This is a genomic window from Pseudomonas sp. BJa3 (genome assembly GCF_026343815.1).
GTDB classification, from domain to species: domain Bacteria; phylum Pseudomonadota; class Gammaproteobacteria; order Pseudomonadales; family Pseudomonadaceae; genus Aquipseudomonas; species Aquipseudomonas soli.
In genome coordinates this window covers 1-18,471 of record NZ_JAOXMC010000036.1, presented here as the reverse complement: position 1 = coordinate 18,471, position 18,471 = coordinate 1, and the positions used below count along the sequence as shown (strand labels likewise).

11 protein-coding genes are annotated in these 18,471 nt (G+C 62.5%); 10 read left to right on the top strand and 1 reads right to left on the bottom strand.

Annotated elements, in window-relative coordinates:
* Positions 1–154 precede the first annotated feature (154 nt).
* The 3 genes from OH705_RS26555 to hutG are packed head-to-tail and all read left to right on the top strand — an operon-like array spanning position 155 to position 3,627.
* Positions 155–1,558, top strand: coding sequence for an amino acid permease (locus OH705_RS26555; protein WP_023632099.1), 1,404 nt, complete (start codon positions 155–157; stop codon positions 1,556–1,558).
* A 19-nt stretch (positions 1,559–1,577) separates the two neighbouring features.
* Positions 1,578–2,783, top strand: a complete 1,206-nt coding sequence (gene hutI / locus OH705_RS26550; RefSeq protein ID WP_267303362.1) for an imidazolonepropionase — start codon at positions 1,578–1,580, stop codon at positions 2,781–2,783.
* 10 nt (positions 2,784–2,793) lie between these two features.
* Complete coding sequence (hutG, locus tag OH705_RS26545) at positions 2,794–3,627, top strand: N-formylglutamate deformylase (RefSeq protein ID WP_267303361.1); 834 nt, start codon at positions 2,794–2,796, stop codon at positions 3,625–3,627.
* A 7-nt stretch (positions 3,628–3,634) separates the two neighbouring features.
* Here the strand turns inward: hutG and OH705_RS26540 are convergent, their stop codons facing one another.
* Positions 3,635–9,148 (bottom strand): dermonecrotic toxin domain-containing protein, encoded by a 5,514-nt coding sequence (locus OH705_RS26540; protein WP_267303360.1) that lies wholly within the window; start codon positions 9,146–9,148, stop codon positions 3,635–3,637.
* Positions 9,149–9,368: 220 nt separating this feature from the next.
* Here OH705_RS26540 and pip point away from each other — a divergent pair, with 220 nt between their 5' ends.
* From pip to OH705_RS26505, 7 genes are all read left to right on the top strand, one after another.
* Positions 9,369–10,340, top strand: a complete 972-nt coding sequence (gene pip / locus OH705_RS26535) for a prolyl aminopeptidase (protein WP_038706936.1) — start codon at positions 9,369–9,371, stop codon at positions 10,338–10,340.
* Entirely contained in the window at positions 10,337–10,774 is a 438-nt protein-coding gene (dtd, locus tag OH705_RS26530) for a D-aminoacyl-tRNA deacylase (RefSeq protein ID WP_023629093.1), read from the top strand. Before pip ends, dtd begins: the two co-directional genes overlap by 4 nt.
* Before the next feature lie 262 nt (positions 10,775–11,036).
* Positions 11,037–12,773 (top strand): glucan biosynthesis protein G, encoded by a 1,737-nt coding sequence (locus OH705_RS26525; protein ID WP_081941296.1) that lies wholly within the window; start codon positions 11,037–11,039, stop codon positions 12,771–12,773.
* Positions 12,766–15,333, top strand: a complete 2,568-nt coding sequence (gene mdoH / locus OH705_RS26520) for a glucans biosynthesis glucosyltransferase MdoH (RefSeq protein WP_038706934.1) — start codon at positions 12,766–12,768, stop codon at positions 15,331–15,333. The genes OH705_RS26525 and mdoH overlap by 8 nt, the downstream gene beginning before the upstream one ends.
* Before the next feature lie 267 nt (positions 15,334–15,600).
* The gene (locus tag OH705_RS26515; RefSeq protein WP_167335937.1) at positions 15,601–16,398 is read left to right on the top strand and encodes a transporter substrate-binding domain-containing protein; all 798 of its coding nucleotides are present in this window, start codon (positions 15,601–15,603) and stop codon (positions 16,396–16,398) included.
* 78 nt (positions 16,399–16,476) lie between these two features.
* Positions 16,477–17,439, top strand: a complete 963-nt coding sequence (locus OH705_RS26510) for an amino acid ABC transporter permease (protein ID WP_023631233.1) — start codon at positions 16,477–16,479, stop codon at positions 17,437–17,439.
* Positions 17,432–18,166: an amino acid ABC transporter ATP-binding protein gene (locus OH705_RS26505; protein ID WP_094011062.1), complete on the top strand. Its 735-nt coding sequence runs from the start codon at positions 17,432–17,434 to the stop codon at positions 18,164–18,166. The genes OH705_RS26510 and OH705_RS26505 overlap by 8 nt, the downstream gene beginning before the upstream one ends.
* Positions 18,167–18,471 lie beyond the last annotated feature (305 nt).

Below are 18,471 nucleotides of genomic sequence, written 5' to 3'. Positions count from 1 at the left end.
TGCCCAGCTTTTACCGCCGGGGGGGCCGTTGGGGGGCCCTTCGCGGGCACGCGGGCTCCACCAATGGGTGGTGTGGGCGCGGGCTTGCCGGCGATTGGGCTGCGCAGCAGACCCCATCCCGATATCACGACCAGAACAACAATAAGGACGTGACATGCAACAAGCTCAAGGTCTCAAGCGCGGGCTATCGGCCCGGCACATCCGTTTCATGGCGCTCGGCTCGGCAATCGGTACGGGGCTTTTCTACGGGTCGGCCTCGGCCATCCAGATGGCTGGCCCGGCCGTGCTGCTGGCCTACCTGATCGGCGGCGCCGCGGTGTTCATGGTCATGCGTGCCCTCGGCGAAATGGCCGTGCACAATCCGGTGTCCGGCTCCTTCGGCCACTACGCCAGCACCTACCTCGGCCCCATGGCCGGCTTCATCCTCGGCTGGACCTACGCCTTCGAGATGGTCATCGTCGCCATCGCCGATGTCACGGCCTTCGGGATCTACATGGGTTTCTGGTTCCCCGAAGTGGCACGCTGGATCTGGGTGCTGGGTATTGTCTTCCTGATCGGTGGCCTGAACCTGTGCAACGTGCGGGTGTTCGGCGAGATGGAGTTCTGGCTGTCGCTGCTCAAGGTCGGGGCCATCGTCGCGATGATCCTCGCAGGTCTCGGCATCATGGCCTTCGGCTTCAGCCAGGTGGGCAGCGGGCACGCCGTCGGGGTGAGCAACCTGTTCGAACATGGCGGCTTCATGCCCAATGGCGTCAGTGGCCTGATCGCCTCATTCGCGGTGGTGATGTTCGCCTTCGGCGGCATCGAGATCATCGGCGTCACCGCAGGTGAAGCGAAAGACCCGCAACGGGTGATCCCGAAAGCGATCAACGCCGTGCCGCTGCGCATCCTGCTGTTCTACGTGCTGACCCTGTTCGTGCTGATGTGCCTGTACCCCTGGCCGCAGATCGGCAGCCAGGGCAGCCCGTTTGTGCAGATATTCAGCAACCTGGGGATTGGCTCGGCGGCGGCGGTGCTTAACATCGTGGTGATTTCGGCAGCCATTTCCGCGATCAACAGCGACATCTTCGGCGCTGGCCGGATGATGTACGGCCTGTCCCAGCACGGCCAGGCGCCGCGTGGCTTTGGCAAGCTGTCCAGGCACGGCGTGCCGTGGATGACCGTGGTGGTGATGGGCGCGGCGTTGCTGGTGGGCGTGCTGCTCAACTACCTGATTCCGGAGAACGTGTTCCTGCTGATCGCTTCGATCGCCACCTTCGCCACTGTGTGGGTGTGGCTGATGATCCTGGTCACCCAGGTGGCCATGCGTCGCAGCATGAGCCGCGAAGAAGTCGCCCAGCTCAAGTTCCCCGTGCCGTTCTGGCCCTATGGTCCGGCGATGGCCATTGCTTTCATGCTGTTCATCTTCGGTGTGCTGGGTTACTTCCCGGATACCCAGGCGGCATTGATCGTCGGTGTTATCTGGGTCGTGTTCCTGGTCGCTTCCTACCTGCTGTGGTGCAAGCCGCGCGCAGGTGACGGCGAGCCGGTCCGCGAACCTGCCGAGCTGCACCGTTGAGTCTTACAAGGAGATCCTGATGAGAACCCTCTGGCAGCACTGCCATGCGGCAACCATGGCCGAGGGCCGCTACTCGATCATCGAGGATGCGGCGATCGTCACCAGCGCCGGCCTGATCGAATGGATCGGCCCACGTGACGAGGTGCCGCCAGTGGCGGCCGATCGCATCGTCGACCTCGGCGGTGCCTGGGTTACCCCGGGGTTGATCGACTGCCACACCCACGCGGTGTTCGGCGGCAACCGCAGCGGCGAGTTCGAGCAGCGCCTGCAAGGCGTCAGCTATGCCGAGATCGCCGCTCAGGGCGGCGGCATCGCCAGCACCGTGCGAGCTACCCGTGCCGCCAGCGAGGACGATCTGCTGGCCAGTGCCCGTCAGCGCGTCCAGACGCTGATGCGCGACGGTGTGACCACGATCGAGATCAAGTCCGGCTACGGCCTGGACCTCGAGAGCGAGCGCAAGATGTTGCGTGTCGCCCGGCGCCTGGGTGAGGAACTGCCCGTGACCGTGCGCAGCACCTGCCTGGCGGCCCATGCCCTGCCGCCGGAATATGCGGGGCGGGCCGACGACTACATCGGCCACATTTGCGATGTCATGCTCCCGGCGTTGGCTGCCGAGGGCCTGGTGGACGCGGTGGATGCATTTTGTGAGCACCTGGCGTTCTCCCCGGCCCAGGTCGAGCGGGTGTTCATCAAGGCCCGTGAATTGGGGCTGCCGGTGAAACTGCATGCCGAGCAGCTGTCCTCGTTGCACGGTTCGAGCCTGGCGGCGAGATACCACGCTCTGTCAGCCGATCACCTGGAGTTCATGACCGAGCAAGACGCTATTGCCATGGCCGAGGCCGGCACGGTTGCGGTGCTGCTGCCGGGGGCGTTCTATTTCCTGCGCGAAACCCAGCTGCCGCCGATGGATGCCCTGCGTCAGCACGGCGTCAAGATCGCCTTGGCCAGCGACCTCAACCCCGGCACCTCGCCCGGGCTGTCGCTACGGTTGATGCTGAACATGGGCTGCACCTGTTTCCGCATGACCCCCGAAGAAGCCCTGGCCGGTGTCACCGTGCACGCCGCCACGGCGCTGGGCCTGGGCGATAGCCATGGCTCGCTGGAAGAGGGCAAGGTCGCGGACTTCATTGCCTGGCAGATCGAGCGCCCCGCCGACCTCAGCTACTGGCTCGGCGGCGACCTGCCCAAGCGCGTGGTGCGCCTGGGCCATGAGATATCCAATTGAACGAGGGCATATGGACAAGGTATTGAGTTTTCATCAGGGCCGTCTGCCGCTGCTGATCAGCATGCCCCACGCCGGGCTGGGCCTGACCGATGCGGTGCGCGACGGCCTGGTGGACCAGGCGCGCAGCCTGCCGGACACCGACTGGCACATCCCGCGCCTGTATGACTTCGCCCGCGACTTGGGCGCCAGCGTGGTGACGGCGGAGTATTCGCGTTTCGTCATCGACCTCAACCGGCCGGATGACGACAAGCCACTGTATGCCGGTGCCACCACCGGTCTGTACCCGGCCACGCTGTTCGAGGGAGAGCCGCTGTTCAAGGATGGGCTGGAACCGACTGGCGAGCAGCGCAAACAGTACCTGGAGCAGATCTGGCGCCCTTACCACGACACCATTCGCAATGAGTTGGAGCGTCTGCGCGAGCACTTCGGCTACGCCCTGTTGTGGGATGCCCACTCGATCCGCTCGCTGATCCCGCACCTGTTCGACGGCAAGCTGCCGGACTTCAACCTGGGCACCTTCAACGGTGCAAGTTGCGACCCGGAGCTGGCTCAACGGCTGGAGGGGGTATGCGCTGCGGCGCAGGGCTATAGCCATGTGCTCAATGGTCGCTTCAAGGGTGGGCACATCACCCGCCACTATGGTGACCCGTCCAACCACATTCACGCGGTGCAGCTGGAACTGGCGCAGAGTACCTACATGGAGGAACACGCGCCGTACCTTTATCGACAGGACTTGGCGCAGCCCACGCAGGCTGTCCTGCGCGCATTGCTGCAGGCCTTGTTGGACTGGGGCCGCGCGCGCTACGTCCAAATAGGCTTAAAGTGCCCCTGCCTGGGGCACTGAACATTGGTCAGTCGTGCGTGAAGTAAGGCCGCGTCAGTGTCTGAAGCAACTCCCGCTCTTCCTGATCTTTGTCCTCCATCAGCCCCTGTTGCAGCGCCAGCTCTTCCTGCAATGGCAGGTCCAAAGCGCTCAGCTCCTGCACGCGCCTACCGAAACGTTGGTTGATCCTCCCGAACCGGTCGGTGTACTCGGCGCGCAGGCGCTCGGTCCAATAGCGGTTTGCCAGCAGATACTGCATGAACGAATCGCCGCTTTCTCTTCCCCTGACCTGCTCCAGCACGCTTGCCAGTTCACCTTGCGCAAGCTGGGCAGCGCTTCGAAAGCGCATGCTGTCAGCGATTGGCAAGTCCAGTTCGGCGGCGAGCTCGCGGCGGTATGCCAGGCGTACCGAAACATGGTCGCCAGGAGTGGTGCGTTGGCTGGCAAGTACTTCGAGCTGCCCCATGCGGTACAACTGGCGCAGGCGTCGGAACAGCGTCTGCAATGTGTCACCAGCATCGGTCAGCACTCGGCTGTTCATGACATAGATTTCGATGTTGTTGAACGCCTGGAGCGCACCGTCGTGGCAGGTCTGAGAGTCGTTTATCGGGTCGGGCAATGCTTCTGCGGCAATCACGCTCATGGTGGGCCTCAACTCGTCGTGAGTCGCCGCAGTCACCAACATCAGACGCACGCGCTCGCAGAAGTCGGCTTGCGAGCTCATGTCCACATAGGGCGCGGCGTTGCGCAAACGCCCAGCCAGGCGCAGCAGGTTGTTACCGTCCTCCAACCGTTGCAGCGTCTCCCAGCAATTGTGCAGGGCTTCGTTCTGCGCTTCGGTGCCAAGCGCCCATAGTTCGACTCTTGGGGTGTCGTCACCGGCGAGGGGAAAGTGCGGGTGGTCGGTCAGCGACCCTTCACTCGTGCTATCGGTAAGCATCAGGTTGTCAGGGTCAAGGGCAAAGGTGAAGCTGTGCTGGCTCTCCGAGTAAGCGCGCAGGCGCGTCAGGGTATCGAGTGCCAACGGGTTGTCAAACAACGCAATCGATGAGATAGGCATCCGGTTTTCGAGGTTGTTAAGCACGAAATCCGGTAATTGCGAAATGTTGTTGTTGCTCAAGTCCAGCAGTTCCAATGGCAACAAGCGTTCACACCAGGCTGGCCAGGTTTGCAATCCCATGTTGCTCAGCGTCAACGAAGTGAGGCTCGTGGCCAGGCGTGCAGGTACCTCGGTGATGGCCCCCATTCGATTACCGGAGAGGTCCAGGGAAGTGAGGTTGTGCAGTCGACCGAATGCCTGGAGCATATTCTGGTCAATTTCCAGCCCCATGCCACGAAATTCCAAATGAACCAATCGCGGCAGGTGCGCAAGGGCCGAGGCGAGCGTCTGCGTGGCGGCCACGTGTGCGTCGATGGTCAGGCGGGTTATGTGGGGGAAGTGCCTGAGTAGCTCGCCGAGCTGCTCACTGGAGCCGCTTACCCGGCTGAGCGTCAACGCGTTCACGTGTTCGCTGAAAAATGACGGCAGCCTGCGCGGAAAATTTTCAATGGCCACATCCGCGAGCTGTAATCGCAGATAGCGCAAGCCCCGTTCCTGGTTTTCCCAGAACTGGCGGATCGCGCTGGCGATGCGCTGGCGGTCTTCCAGCATGGCCTGTGTCAAAGGCTGGTTCGAGCTTGACGCTTGCGCCCAGCCATCGATGGCGTCGCGCAGTTGGTCCCGCTCCCGACGGACTCGATCCAGCCGTTGGGTGAGTTCAGGCGATCGGTCGACATGGATGCGCGACGTCATCCCGCTTTCATTCAGCAGCAAGCGCTGCAGGTGGTCTTCGTTTATATCATTGCCCTCCAGCGAGAGCATTGTACCGCCGAGGGCGAGCTCGGGTTGGTCGAGGAGGAATGTCGGAAGCGACCTCAGGTTGTTGTTGCGTAGCGAAACATGCGCAATTCGCCCCAGCGCGTCGCCGCCCAGCCCGATGGGCCATTGGCTGATTTGCATGTCATCCAGGCCGAGATAATCCAGCGATAGCTGATGTAGGCTTGGGCTGTCGCGCTGGGCAAACCGGTTGCCACTCAGATCCAGACGGCGCAGCTCGGGCAGACTGGACAGTTCTGCCATGTGCATCGCACTGAGCGGGATGTTCTGATTGGTGAAAGTCAGCACTCGCAAGCCAGGCAGGTGCTGGCTGATCGTGCCGATACTGTAGAGGAAGGACGAGGGTGCCGCCCGCAATTCGAAGGGCCGGGTGATCACCAGTTCCTCGAGCTGCGGCATCTGCCGCAGCAGGCGTTGCAGCAGACGCTCATGCTGAGCCCAGCCTGAATTGTTGTCTGCTGCCGAACCGATCAAGCGCAGCCGGCGCACACGCGAGGTGAAGTGTGCGGGCAAATTCATCGGAATGTCGGCCAGGCGCACGTGGTTCAGGCTTAGCTGCGCAGCGTGTTGGTTGCTCTCCTCAAGCGCGCTGTCGTACCAGTGCTGGATGATTTCGGTGCGCACATTGGCGTGCTCCAAGGCTTCCTGATCTGAGCCTGAAAAGATCCCCTCGTACCATTCGTCCAGCCTGCTCTGGAGTTCAAGGCGCTGTTCCAGCAACTGTTGAAGGTGATCGAGGACTTGCACTTGAGTGCGGCCGGTACTGGTAATCATCATCAATATCTGCTCTGTGGACCTGCGCGTGTGTTCAGGCAGGCCGGTCGCCGCGATCGCATCGAGCAGCGCCTGGCGGCTGACACCCGTGGCCGCGGCACCGCCACTCAGCGGGTAACCAACGCGGCCATCGGCGAGGCGCATGGGGGAGCGATAGCCTGGCTTCACGGGGCGCATGCCGAGCACCTGGCGTAGTGGCGCGCGGGGCAGGGCATTTTGTTGCAGCAACCGGCGCAACGCGGCTTCGTCGCTGACAGCCAGCTGCACCATGACCTGGGGCAGAGCCTCGAACAGGGCACCGTACAGGTTGGTCAGGGGCCTCATCGGTCTACCCGCCAGCGGCGCGGCATGGACGATGTAACCCGCATGCGCGCACGTGACGGTAGCACGCAATGAGGCGTCCATCGGGCCGACGCTCGCGTGTTGGCTTGGCCAGAATCGGTATTGGCGCAGTTCCAGGTAGGTATCTGCAGGCCATTGGGGCAGTTGTTGCAAGGTGTGGATGATCAGCCGGTCTATGTCCCAGCTCCGCACGCAGTTCAGGTACAGACCTTCGTAGGCGCGTGTCAGGCGAATCTGTTGCTGGTATGCGCGAACTTCCTCGGCCAGACGCAGGGGGACCTTGCCAGCATTGAGCAGTTGCCGCTCCTCGACGCTGGCGTTGCGAACCAGTTCCTCGCCGACTGCGGGCGGCAGTTGCGGGAATACCCGCCGGATGACCTCGGTGCCTGGCTGCCGAGTAGTCGGAAGACCATCATAGGCTCTGGTGAATTCGTCAAATCGGGCGCTGCTGATGGCGCGGTGACCAACTGTCTCGTCCAGCCTGAAGCGCTGCATCGTGTCTTCCAGCAAGGCAGGAAGCCGTTGATTCTTGACCAGGGTCCGGCGCAGTTCGCCTTCGTCAATGTCAGTGATGGCAAGCATGCTGCGTAACGTCGACTCGTCGAAATGCGCGTTCAAGTGGCCAATCCGGCGCAGCAAGGTGGTCCCACTCCAAGTCGTGGGTTGATCGACGACATGCAGCCAGGCGCCAGCACCGTTATGTAGAACCGGCGGCGCGTAGCGCTGGGGCCCGAGCGGGTGTTGTACACGGTAGTCAGCGGTTGCCGATGCGTGTTCGACGATGTAGCGATCGCCCATCGTATCCAGCCAGAGCTTGCCCTGGTGATGCCTGAGGCCCAATGCATCTGGTTCCAGATGGTCGGGCAGGGCATCGCTGCGCCGATAGGGTGTTAGGTCTGGTTTCCAGAGGCGTACCTGGCCATCGGGCATTTCCACGTCCTGCAGTTCCTCGATGAAGGACGGTGTCAGCACAGCAATACGTTCTCGCTCGGGCGCGTGTCTCTCTACACCCTCTGAAGCAGCGGGCGCCCCGGCGCCTGAACTGTTCAGTGCCTTGGTTGCTGTGGCAAGGGCGGCCATCAATGCCACATTTTCGATGACATCGACCAGATAGCCGTAGGCAATGTCGCGTTCGTCGTTCTTCCAGGCGTCGATACCGTCGTACACCTCGAAGGCCAACTGGGTCAGGCTAAGGAGAAGCATCGCCTCCCCAAGCCCTGGTACGAAGAAACCGGCGATGTTCAAGCCGGTCAGCACGCGTCCGAAGACCAGCTTGCGATGGGCCAGGGCGGTGCGCCGGTCGACAATTTCGGTGGGAACGGCGTGGTACAGCGCATCCATCTCGTGACGCTCGGCCTTCTGGAGCGCCATCATCTCCTGAAACCCATGTTTGAACGGTCGGGTGGATGGGTATAGTGCCGCCTGTGGGGCAGACACGCGTTCGTAGAGGCCACGGCTGCTCCATCCGAACGGGGTCAGGCGGCCTGCGAGGCGGCTTTGTACCGAGGCTTTGTCGCGTTCGGCGATGTGTTTGTCCAGGTAGCCGGCGTTGGCCCGCAGTCGTTCGCCCAGCTCGCTGAACAGCGCGTCCAGGGTGGCGAACGCCTTGAGCGGCGTCTCATCATCTTCGGGAATATACAGCGCTTGGCACTTCTGCCCATTTGTTTGCCGAGTGATGAGCAGGACGCCGGTCAGTTCGGCTTCCCAGAGGGACATCGTACTGAAGGTGATGCTTGCAGTTGCCTTCGCAGCGGTGTCCAGGCACTGCGCAAGCGCGCTCTCATAAAAGTCACGGTCGATATCGCCCTTGAGGCGAGCAAAGTGCAGAGACTGTCTGAATGCGGAGACTTCGGCGTTGCCCAAGGTTCGATACACATCCAGTGCCTGCTCATCGGCGCTGCGCCTGGGCGTGGCGGCGGGGTAGTAGATGGCATGCACCAGGTCATGGTATCTGGCGCCGATATCCAAGGTGCGGCACAGGTCGGCGAAGGCTTCGGCGGTGAAGTCTATCTGGTTGGTGATGGGTACGGTGCCCATGAAGCGGCGGTGATCGACGATGACGGACTTTTTCAACGGGGCAGCGGGCGCGTCCATGCCATGCTCTTGCGCAGCGCCAGCGTCGAAATTGTGCAATGCGCAGTGCAGCAGCGAGCGGGTTGCCCTGTCGACTGCCTGGCGACCATCAATGGCTGAGGACGTGTCGATCAGGCGGGCGTCGATCAGATAGGTCTTGTCGACGTCGAGCTCCAGGCCGAAGCGATTTTTGATCCCGTCTGCCAGTATCTTCCTGGCGTAGGTTTCCAGTTCGGGAAGTCCTTCGAACAATCTCTGGACGCCGGCCTGGTGTCGTCGATGGCGAGCATGTTCATCCTGCCACGCCTTGGCGACATCTGGTTGTTGCCGGACGGCAGCGGCCAGCCAGTCGGGCCCTCGCTGCCAGTTTTGCAGACCTGCGCGCGTCGCTGGCGTGCTCTCCTTGAGCCAGGTAGGTATTGCCTGCTCGATTGTCGTGTAGTGACGGCCGGGTGAGGTGCTTGCGGTTGCTGGCATGTCTTGCTCCTTTGCCGGGTAGGTGGGAGCAACGGACTATGGGCAGAATGCCTGGCGCGCAAGCTGTAGGTATGTAGGCCGCAGATACCTTGCCTGGCCCAGCGGCTTGTGGGCACCGGTCCATGCAGTCGGAACGCCGATTTGCCATAGATACATGCTCAAAGCGTCATTCAGGTTTATGATGGCCCACGGCCGAACCAAACCTCACACGGAGTGCGCGATGCAGACCCTCTACCCGCAGATCAAACCCTACGCCCGGCACGATCTGGCCGTGGAAGCGCCGCATGTGCTGTACGTCGATGAAAGCGGCTCGCCGGAAGGTCTGCCCGTGGTGTTCATCCACGGCGGCCCGGGCGCCGGTTGCGATGCCCAGAGCCGTTGCTACTTCGACCCCAATCTGTATCGGATCATCACCTTCGACCAACGCGGCTGTGGCCGCTCCACGCCGCATGCGAGCCTGGAGAACAACACCACCTGGCACCTTGTCGAGGACTTGGAGCGCATCCGCGAACACCTTGGCATCGACAAGTGGGTACTGTTCGGCGGATCGTGGGGCTCCACCCTGGCCCTGGCCTATGCCCAGACCCATCCCGAGCGCGTGCATGGGCTGATCCTGCGCGGGATTTTCCTGTGCCGCCCGCAGGAGATCAGCTGGTTCTACCAGGAAGGCGCCAGCCGTCTGTTCCCCGATTACTGGCAAGATTACATCGCACCGATACCACCGGAAGAGCGTGGCGACCTGGTCAAGGCTTTCCACAAGCGCCTGACCGGCAACGACCAGATCGCCCAGATGCACGCCGCCAAGGCCTGGTCCACCTGGGAAGGCCGCACGGCCACCCTGCGGCCGAACCCCTTGGTGGTCGACCGCTTCTCTGAACCCCAGCGTGCTCTGTCCATCGCTCGTATCGAATGTCATTACTTCACCCACAACGCGTTCCTCGAACCTGACCAGCTGATCCGCGACATGCCGAAGATCGCTCATCTGCCGGCAGTAATCGTGCATGGCCGATACGATGTGATCTGCCCGCTGGACAACGCCTGGGCGCTGCACCAGGCCTGGCCGAACAGTGAACTGAAGGTGATCCGCGACGCCGGTCACGCCGCCTCCGAGCCGGGCATCACCGACGCCTTGGTGCGCGCCGCCGACCAGATGGCGCGACGCCTGCTCGACCTGCCCCTGGAAGAGGCATGAAAGGGCTGATCCAGCGTGTGCGCGGCGCACGGGTGGAGGTGGCGGGGGAGATCGTCGGGGCCATCGACCAAGGGTTGCTGGCGCTGGTGGCGGTCGAGCCAGGCGATTCGCCCGAGCATGCCGACAAACTGCTGCACAAGCTGCTGAACTACCGAGTGTTCAGCGACGAGCAGGGCAAGATGAACCGCTCGCTCAAGGATGTCGGCGGTGGCCTGTTGCTGGTGTCACAGTTCACCCTGGCCGCCGACACCCGCAACGGCATGCGCCCGAGCTTCTCGACAGCAGCGCCACCGGCCCTTGGCGCTGCGCTTTTCGACTATCTTTTGAATCAGGCACAAGCTCAGCATCCGCAGGTGGCCAGTGGTCGCTTCGGCGCTGACATGCAGGTGCACCTGGTCAATGATGGCCCGGTAACATTTATGTTACAAATATGAGGTCAAAAAACCCCTTGTTTGGCGAAAACAAGGGGTTTTGTACGATAAATAGTTTGTTCAGCCTGATGCGTTGTAACGCGACCTGCTGGATAATCGCGCGCTGCATGAACCTGCGTTCGCAGGTTCGTTTCACTTTGACTCGAGCATTGTCAGGATCCGTTTGGGGAATCATTACGCCCTCACGGGGTCCGAACAGTGCTCGCCAACCCGGCATTTGTCGCTGGCCGTTGGTTTCATGATCTGTTTTCGGCGAGGATTGCTCGTGATTGTAAGCCCCTGTATTGCACCTAGAATCCCCGGTACCCGGCTGCGCAAGGCACTGTTGGCCGGCGTGGCGCTGGTCGGCCTGATGAGCGCGGGCCAGCTGTGGGCATTCAATCTGGACGATGTTGCAGCCAAGGCAAAGGATCTGGCCGGTCAGAAGTTCGAGGCGCCGAAGAGCAACCTGCCGCCGGTGTTCCGCGACATGAAGTACGCCGACTACCAGAAGATCCGCTTCCTGCAGGAAAAGGCCGAGTGGGCCAAGGACAAGACGCCGTTCAAGCTGTCCTTCTATCACCAGGGCATGCATTTCGACACGCCGGTGACCATCAACGAGATCACCGCCAACAAGGTCAGGGAAATCAAGTACGATCCGAGCCGCTTCGAGTTCGGTGACGTGCCCCATGACGCCGACGCCACCAAGAACCTCGGCTATGCCGGTTTCCGTGTGCTCTACCCGATCAACAAGGCCGACAAGCAGGACGAGATCATGACCCTGCTTGGCGCCAGCTATTTCCGCGTGGTCGGCAAGGGCCACCGCTATGGCCTGTCAGCCCGTGGCCTGGCCATCGACACCGCACTGCCGTCGGGCGAGGAATTCCCGCGCTTCCGTGAATTCTGGATCGAGAAGCCCAAGCCGAACGACAAGCACCTGGTGATCTATGCACTGCTCGACTCGCCGCGCTCCACTGGTGCCTACAAGCTGACCCTGCGTCCGGGCGAGGACACCCTGGTCGACGTCAAGTCGCGCGTCTACCTGCGTGAAAACGTCAGCCGCCTGGGCATCGCCCCGCTGACCAGCATGTACCTGTTCGGCCCCAACCAGCCGTCGAAGATCATGAACTACCGCCCAGCGCTGCATGATTCCGAAGGTCTGGCCATCCACGCCGCCAACGGCGAGTGGCTGTGGCGCCCGTTGAACAACCCGAAACACCTGGCTGTCAGCAACTTCAGCGTAGAGAATCCCCGTGGTTTCGGCCTTCTGCAGCGCCAGCGCGCCTTCAGTGACTATGAAGATCTCGACGACGAGTACGAGAAGCGTCCGAGTGCCTGGATCGAGCCGAAAGGCGACTGGGGCAAGGGCACTGTAGATCTGGTCGAGATTCCGACCGCCGATGAGACCAACGACAACATCGTGGCCTTCTGGAGCCCTGAAAAGCTGCCTGAGCCAGGCAAGCCGTTCGAATACGACTACCGCCTGCGCTGGACCATCAAGGAAGACCAACTGCACTCGCAGGAGCTGGGCTGGGTCAAGCAGACCTTGCGCTCGGCTGGTGACGTCAAGCAGTCCAACCTGATCCGCCAGACTGACGGCAGCGTTGCCCTGCTGGTCGATTTCATCGGCCCGAACCTCGCGGCATTGCCGGCGGACACCGCCGTGCGCAGCCAGGTCAGCGTCGGCGACAACGCCGAAGTGGTCGAGAACAATCTGCGTTACAACCCGGAAACCAAAGGCTGGCGCCTGACCCTGCGCCTGAAGGTGCAGGATCCGAAGAAGTCCACCGAGATGCGCGCCGCGCTGCTGCGTGACGTGCCGGTCGAGCAACCGAAGCCCGCCAAGGAAACCAAGCAGGACAAGGCCGCGGCCAAGCACGCCCACGCCAAGGCTGAGAAAGCCAAGGCCGAGCAGGCTGCCGAGCAACCCGCCGCCGACGCGGCATCCACCAACGGGGCCCCGGCCACCACCGAGAAGGTGCTGACCGAGACCTGGAGCTATCAGTTGCCTGCCGATGAGTAACTCAAGCGCAAGGCCGGAATCGCTTGGCGAATACCTGGCCCACCTCCCCCTGAGCGACGAGCAACGCGCGGAACTCGCCCGTTGCACTTCGTTCAGCGAGCTGCACCAACGCCTGGCGGCCAACCCGGCCGCCGCCACCGCCGAGGCCGTCCAGGCTTCGGTGGGGGCCCGTCTTACCGTAGGCAGCGCCGCCGAACTGGAAGAGGCCGAGATGCTCGGCGTCGATGGCAGCGGCCGCCTGTGCCTGAAGATCGCCCCTCCGATCAAACGCACCAAGGTCGTGCCCGAGCCGTGGCGCACCAACGTGCTGATCCGCATGTGGCGGCGCATGACCGGCCGCACCAACGCCCCACAGCCGCCCAAGCGCGAACTGCCGCCGGCACGCTGGCGCACGGTCGGCTCGATTCGCCGCTATATCCTGCTCACCCTGATGATCGGCCAGACCATCGTTGCCGGCTGGTACATGAAGGGCATCCTGCCGTACCAGGGCTGGTCGTTCGTCGACCTCGACGAAGTCATCCACCAGCCGTTGTGGGACACCGTGGTGCAGGTCTGGCCATATGCGCTGCAGACGTCCATTCTGATCCTTTTCGGTATCCTGTTCTGCTGGGTGTCGGCGGGCTTCTGGACCGCACTGATGGGCTTCCTCGAGCTGCTCACCGGGCGTGACAAGTACCGCATCTCCGGCAGCAGCGCCGGCAACGAGCCGATTCCCGCCGAGGCGCGTACCGCGCTGGTGATGCCGATCTGCAACGAAGACGTGCCACGGGTGTTCGCAGGCCTGCGGGCGACCTTCGAGTCGGTGGCCGCCAGCGGCAACCTTGATCGTTTCGACTTCTTCGTGCTCAGCGATACCAACGACACCGATATCGCCGTGGCCGAACAACAGGCCTGGCTGGACGTGTGTCGCGAGACCAAGGGCTTTGGCCGCATCTTCTATCGTCGTCGCCGGCGCCGGGTGAAGCGCAAGAGCGGCAACCTCGACGACTTCTGCCGTCGCTGGGGGGGCGATTACAAGTACATGGTCGTGCTCGACGCCGACAGCGTCATGAGCGGCGAGTGCCTGAGCAGCCTGGTGCGCCTGATGGAGGCCAACCCGGATGCCGGCATCATCCAGACCGGGCCGAAAGCCTCGGGCATGGATACCCTCTATGCGCGCATGCAGCAGTTCGCCACCCGCGTGTACGGCCCGCTGTTCACCGCCGGCCTGCACTTCTGGCAGCTGGGCGAGTCGCACTACTGGGGCCATAACGCGATCATCCGCATGAAGCCGTTCATCGAGCACTGCGCCTTGGCGCCGTTGCCGGGCAAGGGCGCGTTTGCTGGTGCTATCCTTTCCCACGACTTCGTCGAAGCCGCGTTGATGCGCCGTGCCGGCTGGGGCGTGTGGATCGCCTATGACCTGCCGGGCAGCTACGAAGAGCTGCCGCCAAACCTGCTCGACGAGCTCAAGCGCGACCGTCGCTGGTGCCACGGCAACCTGATGAACTTCCGCCTGTTCCTGGTCAAGGGCATGCACCCGGTGCACCGCGCGGTGTTCCTCACCGGGGTGATGTCGTACCTGTCGGCGCCGTTGTGGTTCCTGTTCCTGGTGCTGTCGACCGCGCTGCTGGCGACCAACACCTTGATGGAGCCGCAATACTTCATCGAGCCGTTCCAGCTCTACCCGCTGTGGCCGCAGTGGCACCCGGAGAAGGCCATCGCGCTGTTCTCCACCACCATCGTGCTGCTGTTCCTGCCCAAGCTGCTCAGCGTCATCCTGATCTGGGCCAAGGGCGCCACCGAGTTCGGCGGGCGTATCAAGGTCACCTTGTCGATGCTGATGGAGATGCTGTTCTCCATGTTGCTGGCACCGGTGCGGATGATCTTCCACACCCGTTTCGTGCTGGCCGCGTTCCTCGGTTGGGCCGCGACCTGGAACTCGCCGCAGCGTGACGATGACTCGACTCCGTGGAGCGAGGCGGTACGTCGCCATGGTCCGCAGACCCTGCTGGGCATCGCCTGGGCCGGCCTGGTGGCCTGGTTGAACCCGAGCTTCCTGTGGTGGCTGGCGCCGATCGTCGGCTCGCTGGTGCTGTCGATCCCGGTCTCGGTGATCTCCAGCCGCACCCGCCTGGGCCTGGCGGCCAAGGACGAGAAGCTGTTCCTCATCCCCGAGGAATATGCGACGCCGCAGGAGCTGCTGGCCACCGACCAGTACACCCACGAGAACCGCTGGCATGCCCTGCACGACGGCTTCGTCCGGGCCGTGGTCGATCCGCGCCAGAACGCCCTGGCCTGTGCCATGGCCACGGCACGTCATGGCCAGGCGGCGCCGATCGAGGCGCTGCGCGTTGAGCGTGTGGCCAAGGCGCTGGAAGTTGGGCCGCAGGGCCTGGACCTGAACACCCGCCTGGCGCTGCTCAGCGACCCGGTGGCGCTGTCGCGCCTGCACGAGCAGGTATGGGCCGGGCACAACACGGCGTGGATCGATGTATGGCGCGCTTCCATCGCCAACGACCCGCACTCGCCGCTGCTGCCGTTGCATCCGGAGAACGTGGTCCAGCCAGCACTGGCATGATCGCGTCGCACCGATAATCGCGGGGCAGGCCGGGCCGCCGCATCGCCGCTCCCACGCCGTATCAGCGCTGCGTGGGAGCGGCGATGCGGCGGCCCGACTTGCCCCGCGATTGTTTTACCCTCATCGATTTTTGGCCAACAAAGTCCCCACCGGCTCTAGGTCCCGGCCTTCGCATGCGTTAGCATCCGTCCCGACATTACGCATCGGTCTGTAGGACCGTGCTTACAAAAAAAATCTGCGTACTTCTTGCTAGGGGACTTGGTGATGATGAAGAAATACCTGTCGCGGCTGCTGGTAGGTGCGACCGCCCTGATCGCGGTAGCCACCGCCCAGGCCGGCGCCATCGATGACGCGGTCAAGCGCGGCACCCTGCGTGTGGGCATGGACCCGACCTACATGCCGTTTGAAATGACCAACAAGCGTGGCGAGATCATCGGCTTCGAGGTCGACATCCTCAAGGCCATGGCCAAGTCCATGGGCGTAAAGCTGGAGATGGTCTCCACCGCCTACGACGGCATCATTCCGGCACTGATGACCGACAAGTTCGACTTCATCGGCAGTGGCATGACCCTGACCCAGGAGCGCAACCTGCGCCTGAACTTCAGCGAGCCCTTCATCGTCGTCGGCCAGACCCTGCTGATCCGCAAGGAGCTGGCGGGCGAGATCAAGTCGTACAAGGACCTGAATAACGAGAAGTACCGTCTCACTTCCAAGCTCGGCACCACTGGCGAGATGGTCGCTAAGAAGCTGATCGGCAAGGCCAAGTACCACGGCTACGACAACGAGCAGGAAGGGGTGATGGATGTAGTCAACGGCAAGGCCGACGCCTTCGTCTACGACTCGCCCTACAACGTGGTGGCCGTGGAGAAGGCCGGCGCTGGCAAGCTGGTGTTCCTGGAAGAGCCCTTCACCTACGAGCCGCTGGCCTTCGGCCTGAAGAAGGGCGACTACGACAGCATCAACTACATCAACAACTTCCTGCACCAGATCAAGCATGACGGGACCTACGATCGTATCCACGACAAGTGGTTCAAGAACAAGGACTGGCTGAAGGAAATGGAATAAGGCCTGGGCCAAAAAACCAAGCGCTGACCTCGACGCGCAGGCGAACCCTGCGCGTTCGCATTTACGGAAGTACCCCACGTGATCAAACACAAGAAAGCACAGTGGCCGTGGCACGGGCTGACCGCGCTGGTCCTGGTGGGCCTGGCGATCAGCTTGTACCTGGCCACCTCGATGATTTCCTACGAGTGGCGCTGGAACCGCGTTCCGCAATACTTCGCCTACAAGGCCGAGGAAACCCAGCGTGCCGCCAACCCTGGCACGGTCGAGGAAATCGTGGTCTCCGGCGACAACGCCCGGGTCACCCTGAAGAGCGAGAGCGGCGACACCCAGTTCGTCGAAGTGGCCAAGGACAGCATGCTGCTGGCCCGTGGCGACGACGTCGCCGAGGGCGATGCCATCGGCGTCACCCGCCACTGGGCCGCTGGGCCTTTGGCCTGGGGCCTTTGGACCACGCTGTGGATCTCGGTCATATCCGGCGCCCTGGGCCTGGTTATCGGCCTGTTCGCCGGGCTCTGTCGGCTTTCGAGCAACCCCACCCTGCGTGACCTGTCCACGGTCTATGTCGAACTGGTGCGCGGCACGCCGCTGCTGGTACAGATCTTCATCTTCTACTTCTTCATCGGCACCGTGCTCAATCTGTCCCGGGAGTTTGCCGGGGTAGCGGCGTTGGCACTGTTCACTGGCGCCTACGTGGCCGAGATCGTCCGTGCCGGGGTGCAGTCGATCGCCAAGGGCCAGAACGAGGCGGCCCGCTCGCTCGGCCTGAATGGCGCGCAGTCCATGCGCCACGTGATCCTGCCCCAGGCGTTCAAACGCGTACTGCCGCCGCTGGCGGGGCAGTTCATCAGCCTGGTCAAGGACACTTCGCTGGTGTCGGTGATCGCCATCACCGAGCTGACCAAGAGCGGTCGCGAGGCCATCACCACCTCGTTCTCTACCTTCGAGATCTGGTTCTGCGTGGCGGGGCTGTACTTGCTGATCAACCTGCCGCTGTCGCACATTGCCAGCCGGCTCGAGCGGAGGCTTGCGCAAAGTGATTGAAGTCCGTGACCTGCTTAAAGTCTTCGACACCCGCGGCCAAGTGGTGCGTGCGGTGGACAACGTCACCACCCAGGTCGCCAAGGGCGAAGTGGTGGTGGTGCTGGGCCCGTCCGGTTCGGGCAAGTCCACCTTCCTGCGTTGCTTGAACGGCCTGGAGCATTTCGACCAGGGCCATGTGTCCATCAATGGCGTGCAGCTGGACGACCCTAAGACCGATATCAACGCCTACCGCCGTGAAGTCGGCATGGTGTTCCAGCACTTCAACCTGTTCCCGCACATGACCGTGCTGGAGAACCTGTGCTTGGCGCAGAAAGTGGTACGCAAGCGCAACAAGGCCGATCGTGAAGCCAAGGCCCGGGCGTTGCTGGAAAAGGTCGGTATCGCGCAGAAGGCCAACGAGTACCCGTCGCGCCTCTCAGGTGGCCAGCAGCAGCGGGTAGCCATCGCCCGCGCCCTGGCGATGGATCCGAAGGTGATGTTGTTCGACGAACCGACCTCGGCGCTCGACCCGGAGATGGTCGGGGAGGTGCTGGATGTGATGAAGACCCTGGCCCAGGAAGGCATGACCATGGTCTGCGTGACGCACGAGATGGGCTTTGCCCGGGAAGTGGCGGATCGGGTGTTGTTCTTCGATCACGGCAAGCTGTTGGAAGATTCGCCGCCAAAGGCGTTCTTCGATGCGCCGAAGGACCCTCGGGCCCAGGCGTTCTTGCGGCAAGTTTTGTGAGGATGTTGAGGCCTGCGTAATTCGTGGGTGAAATATATCTGATCAAACTGTTCAGGCCTCTTGCCATATATTGGTGAGAGGCCTGGTTGTCGAAATACCTCTAGCCTCCAATCAAAGAACGCTCTCTCTTGATCTTGATCTTGATCTTGATCTTGATCTTGATCTTGCTCTTGCTCTTGCTCTTGCTCTTGCTCTTGCTCTTGCTCTTGCTCTTGCTCTTGCTCTTGATCTTGATCTGCTTTTGCTTCTAGGTGCGCGATAGTTCAGGCGACACAAATTGCGACTTCAGGAGGCCGAACGCAGGT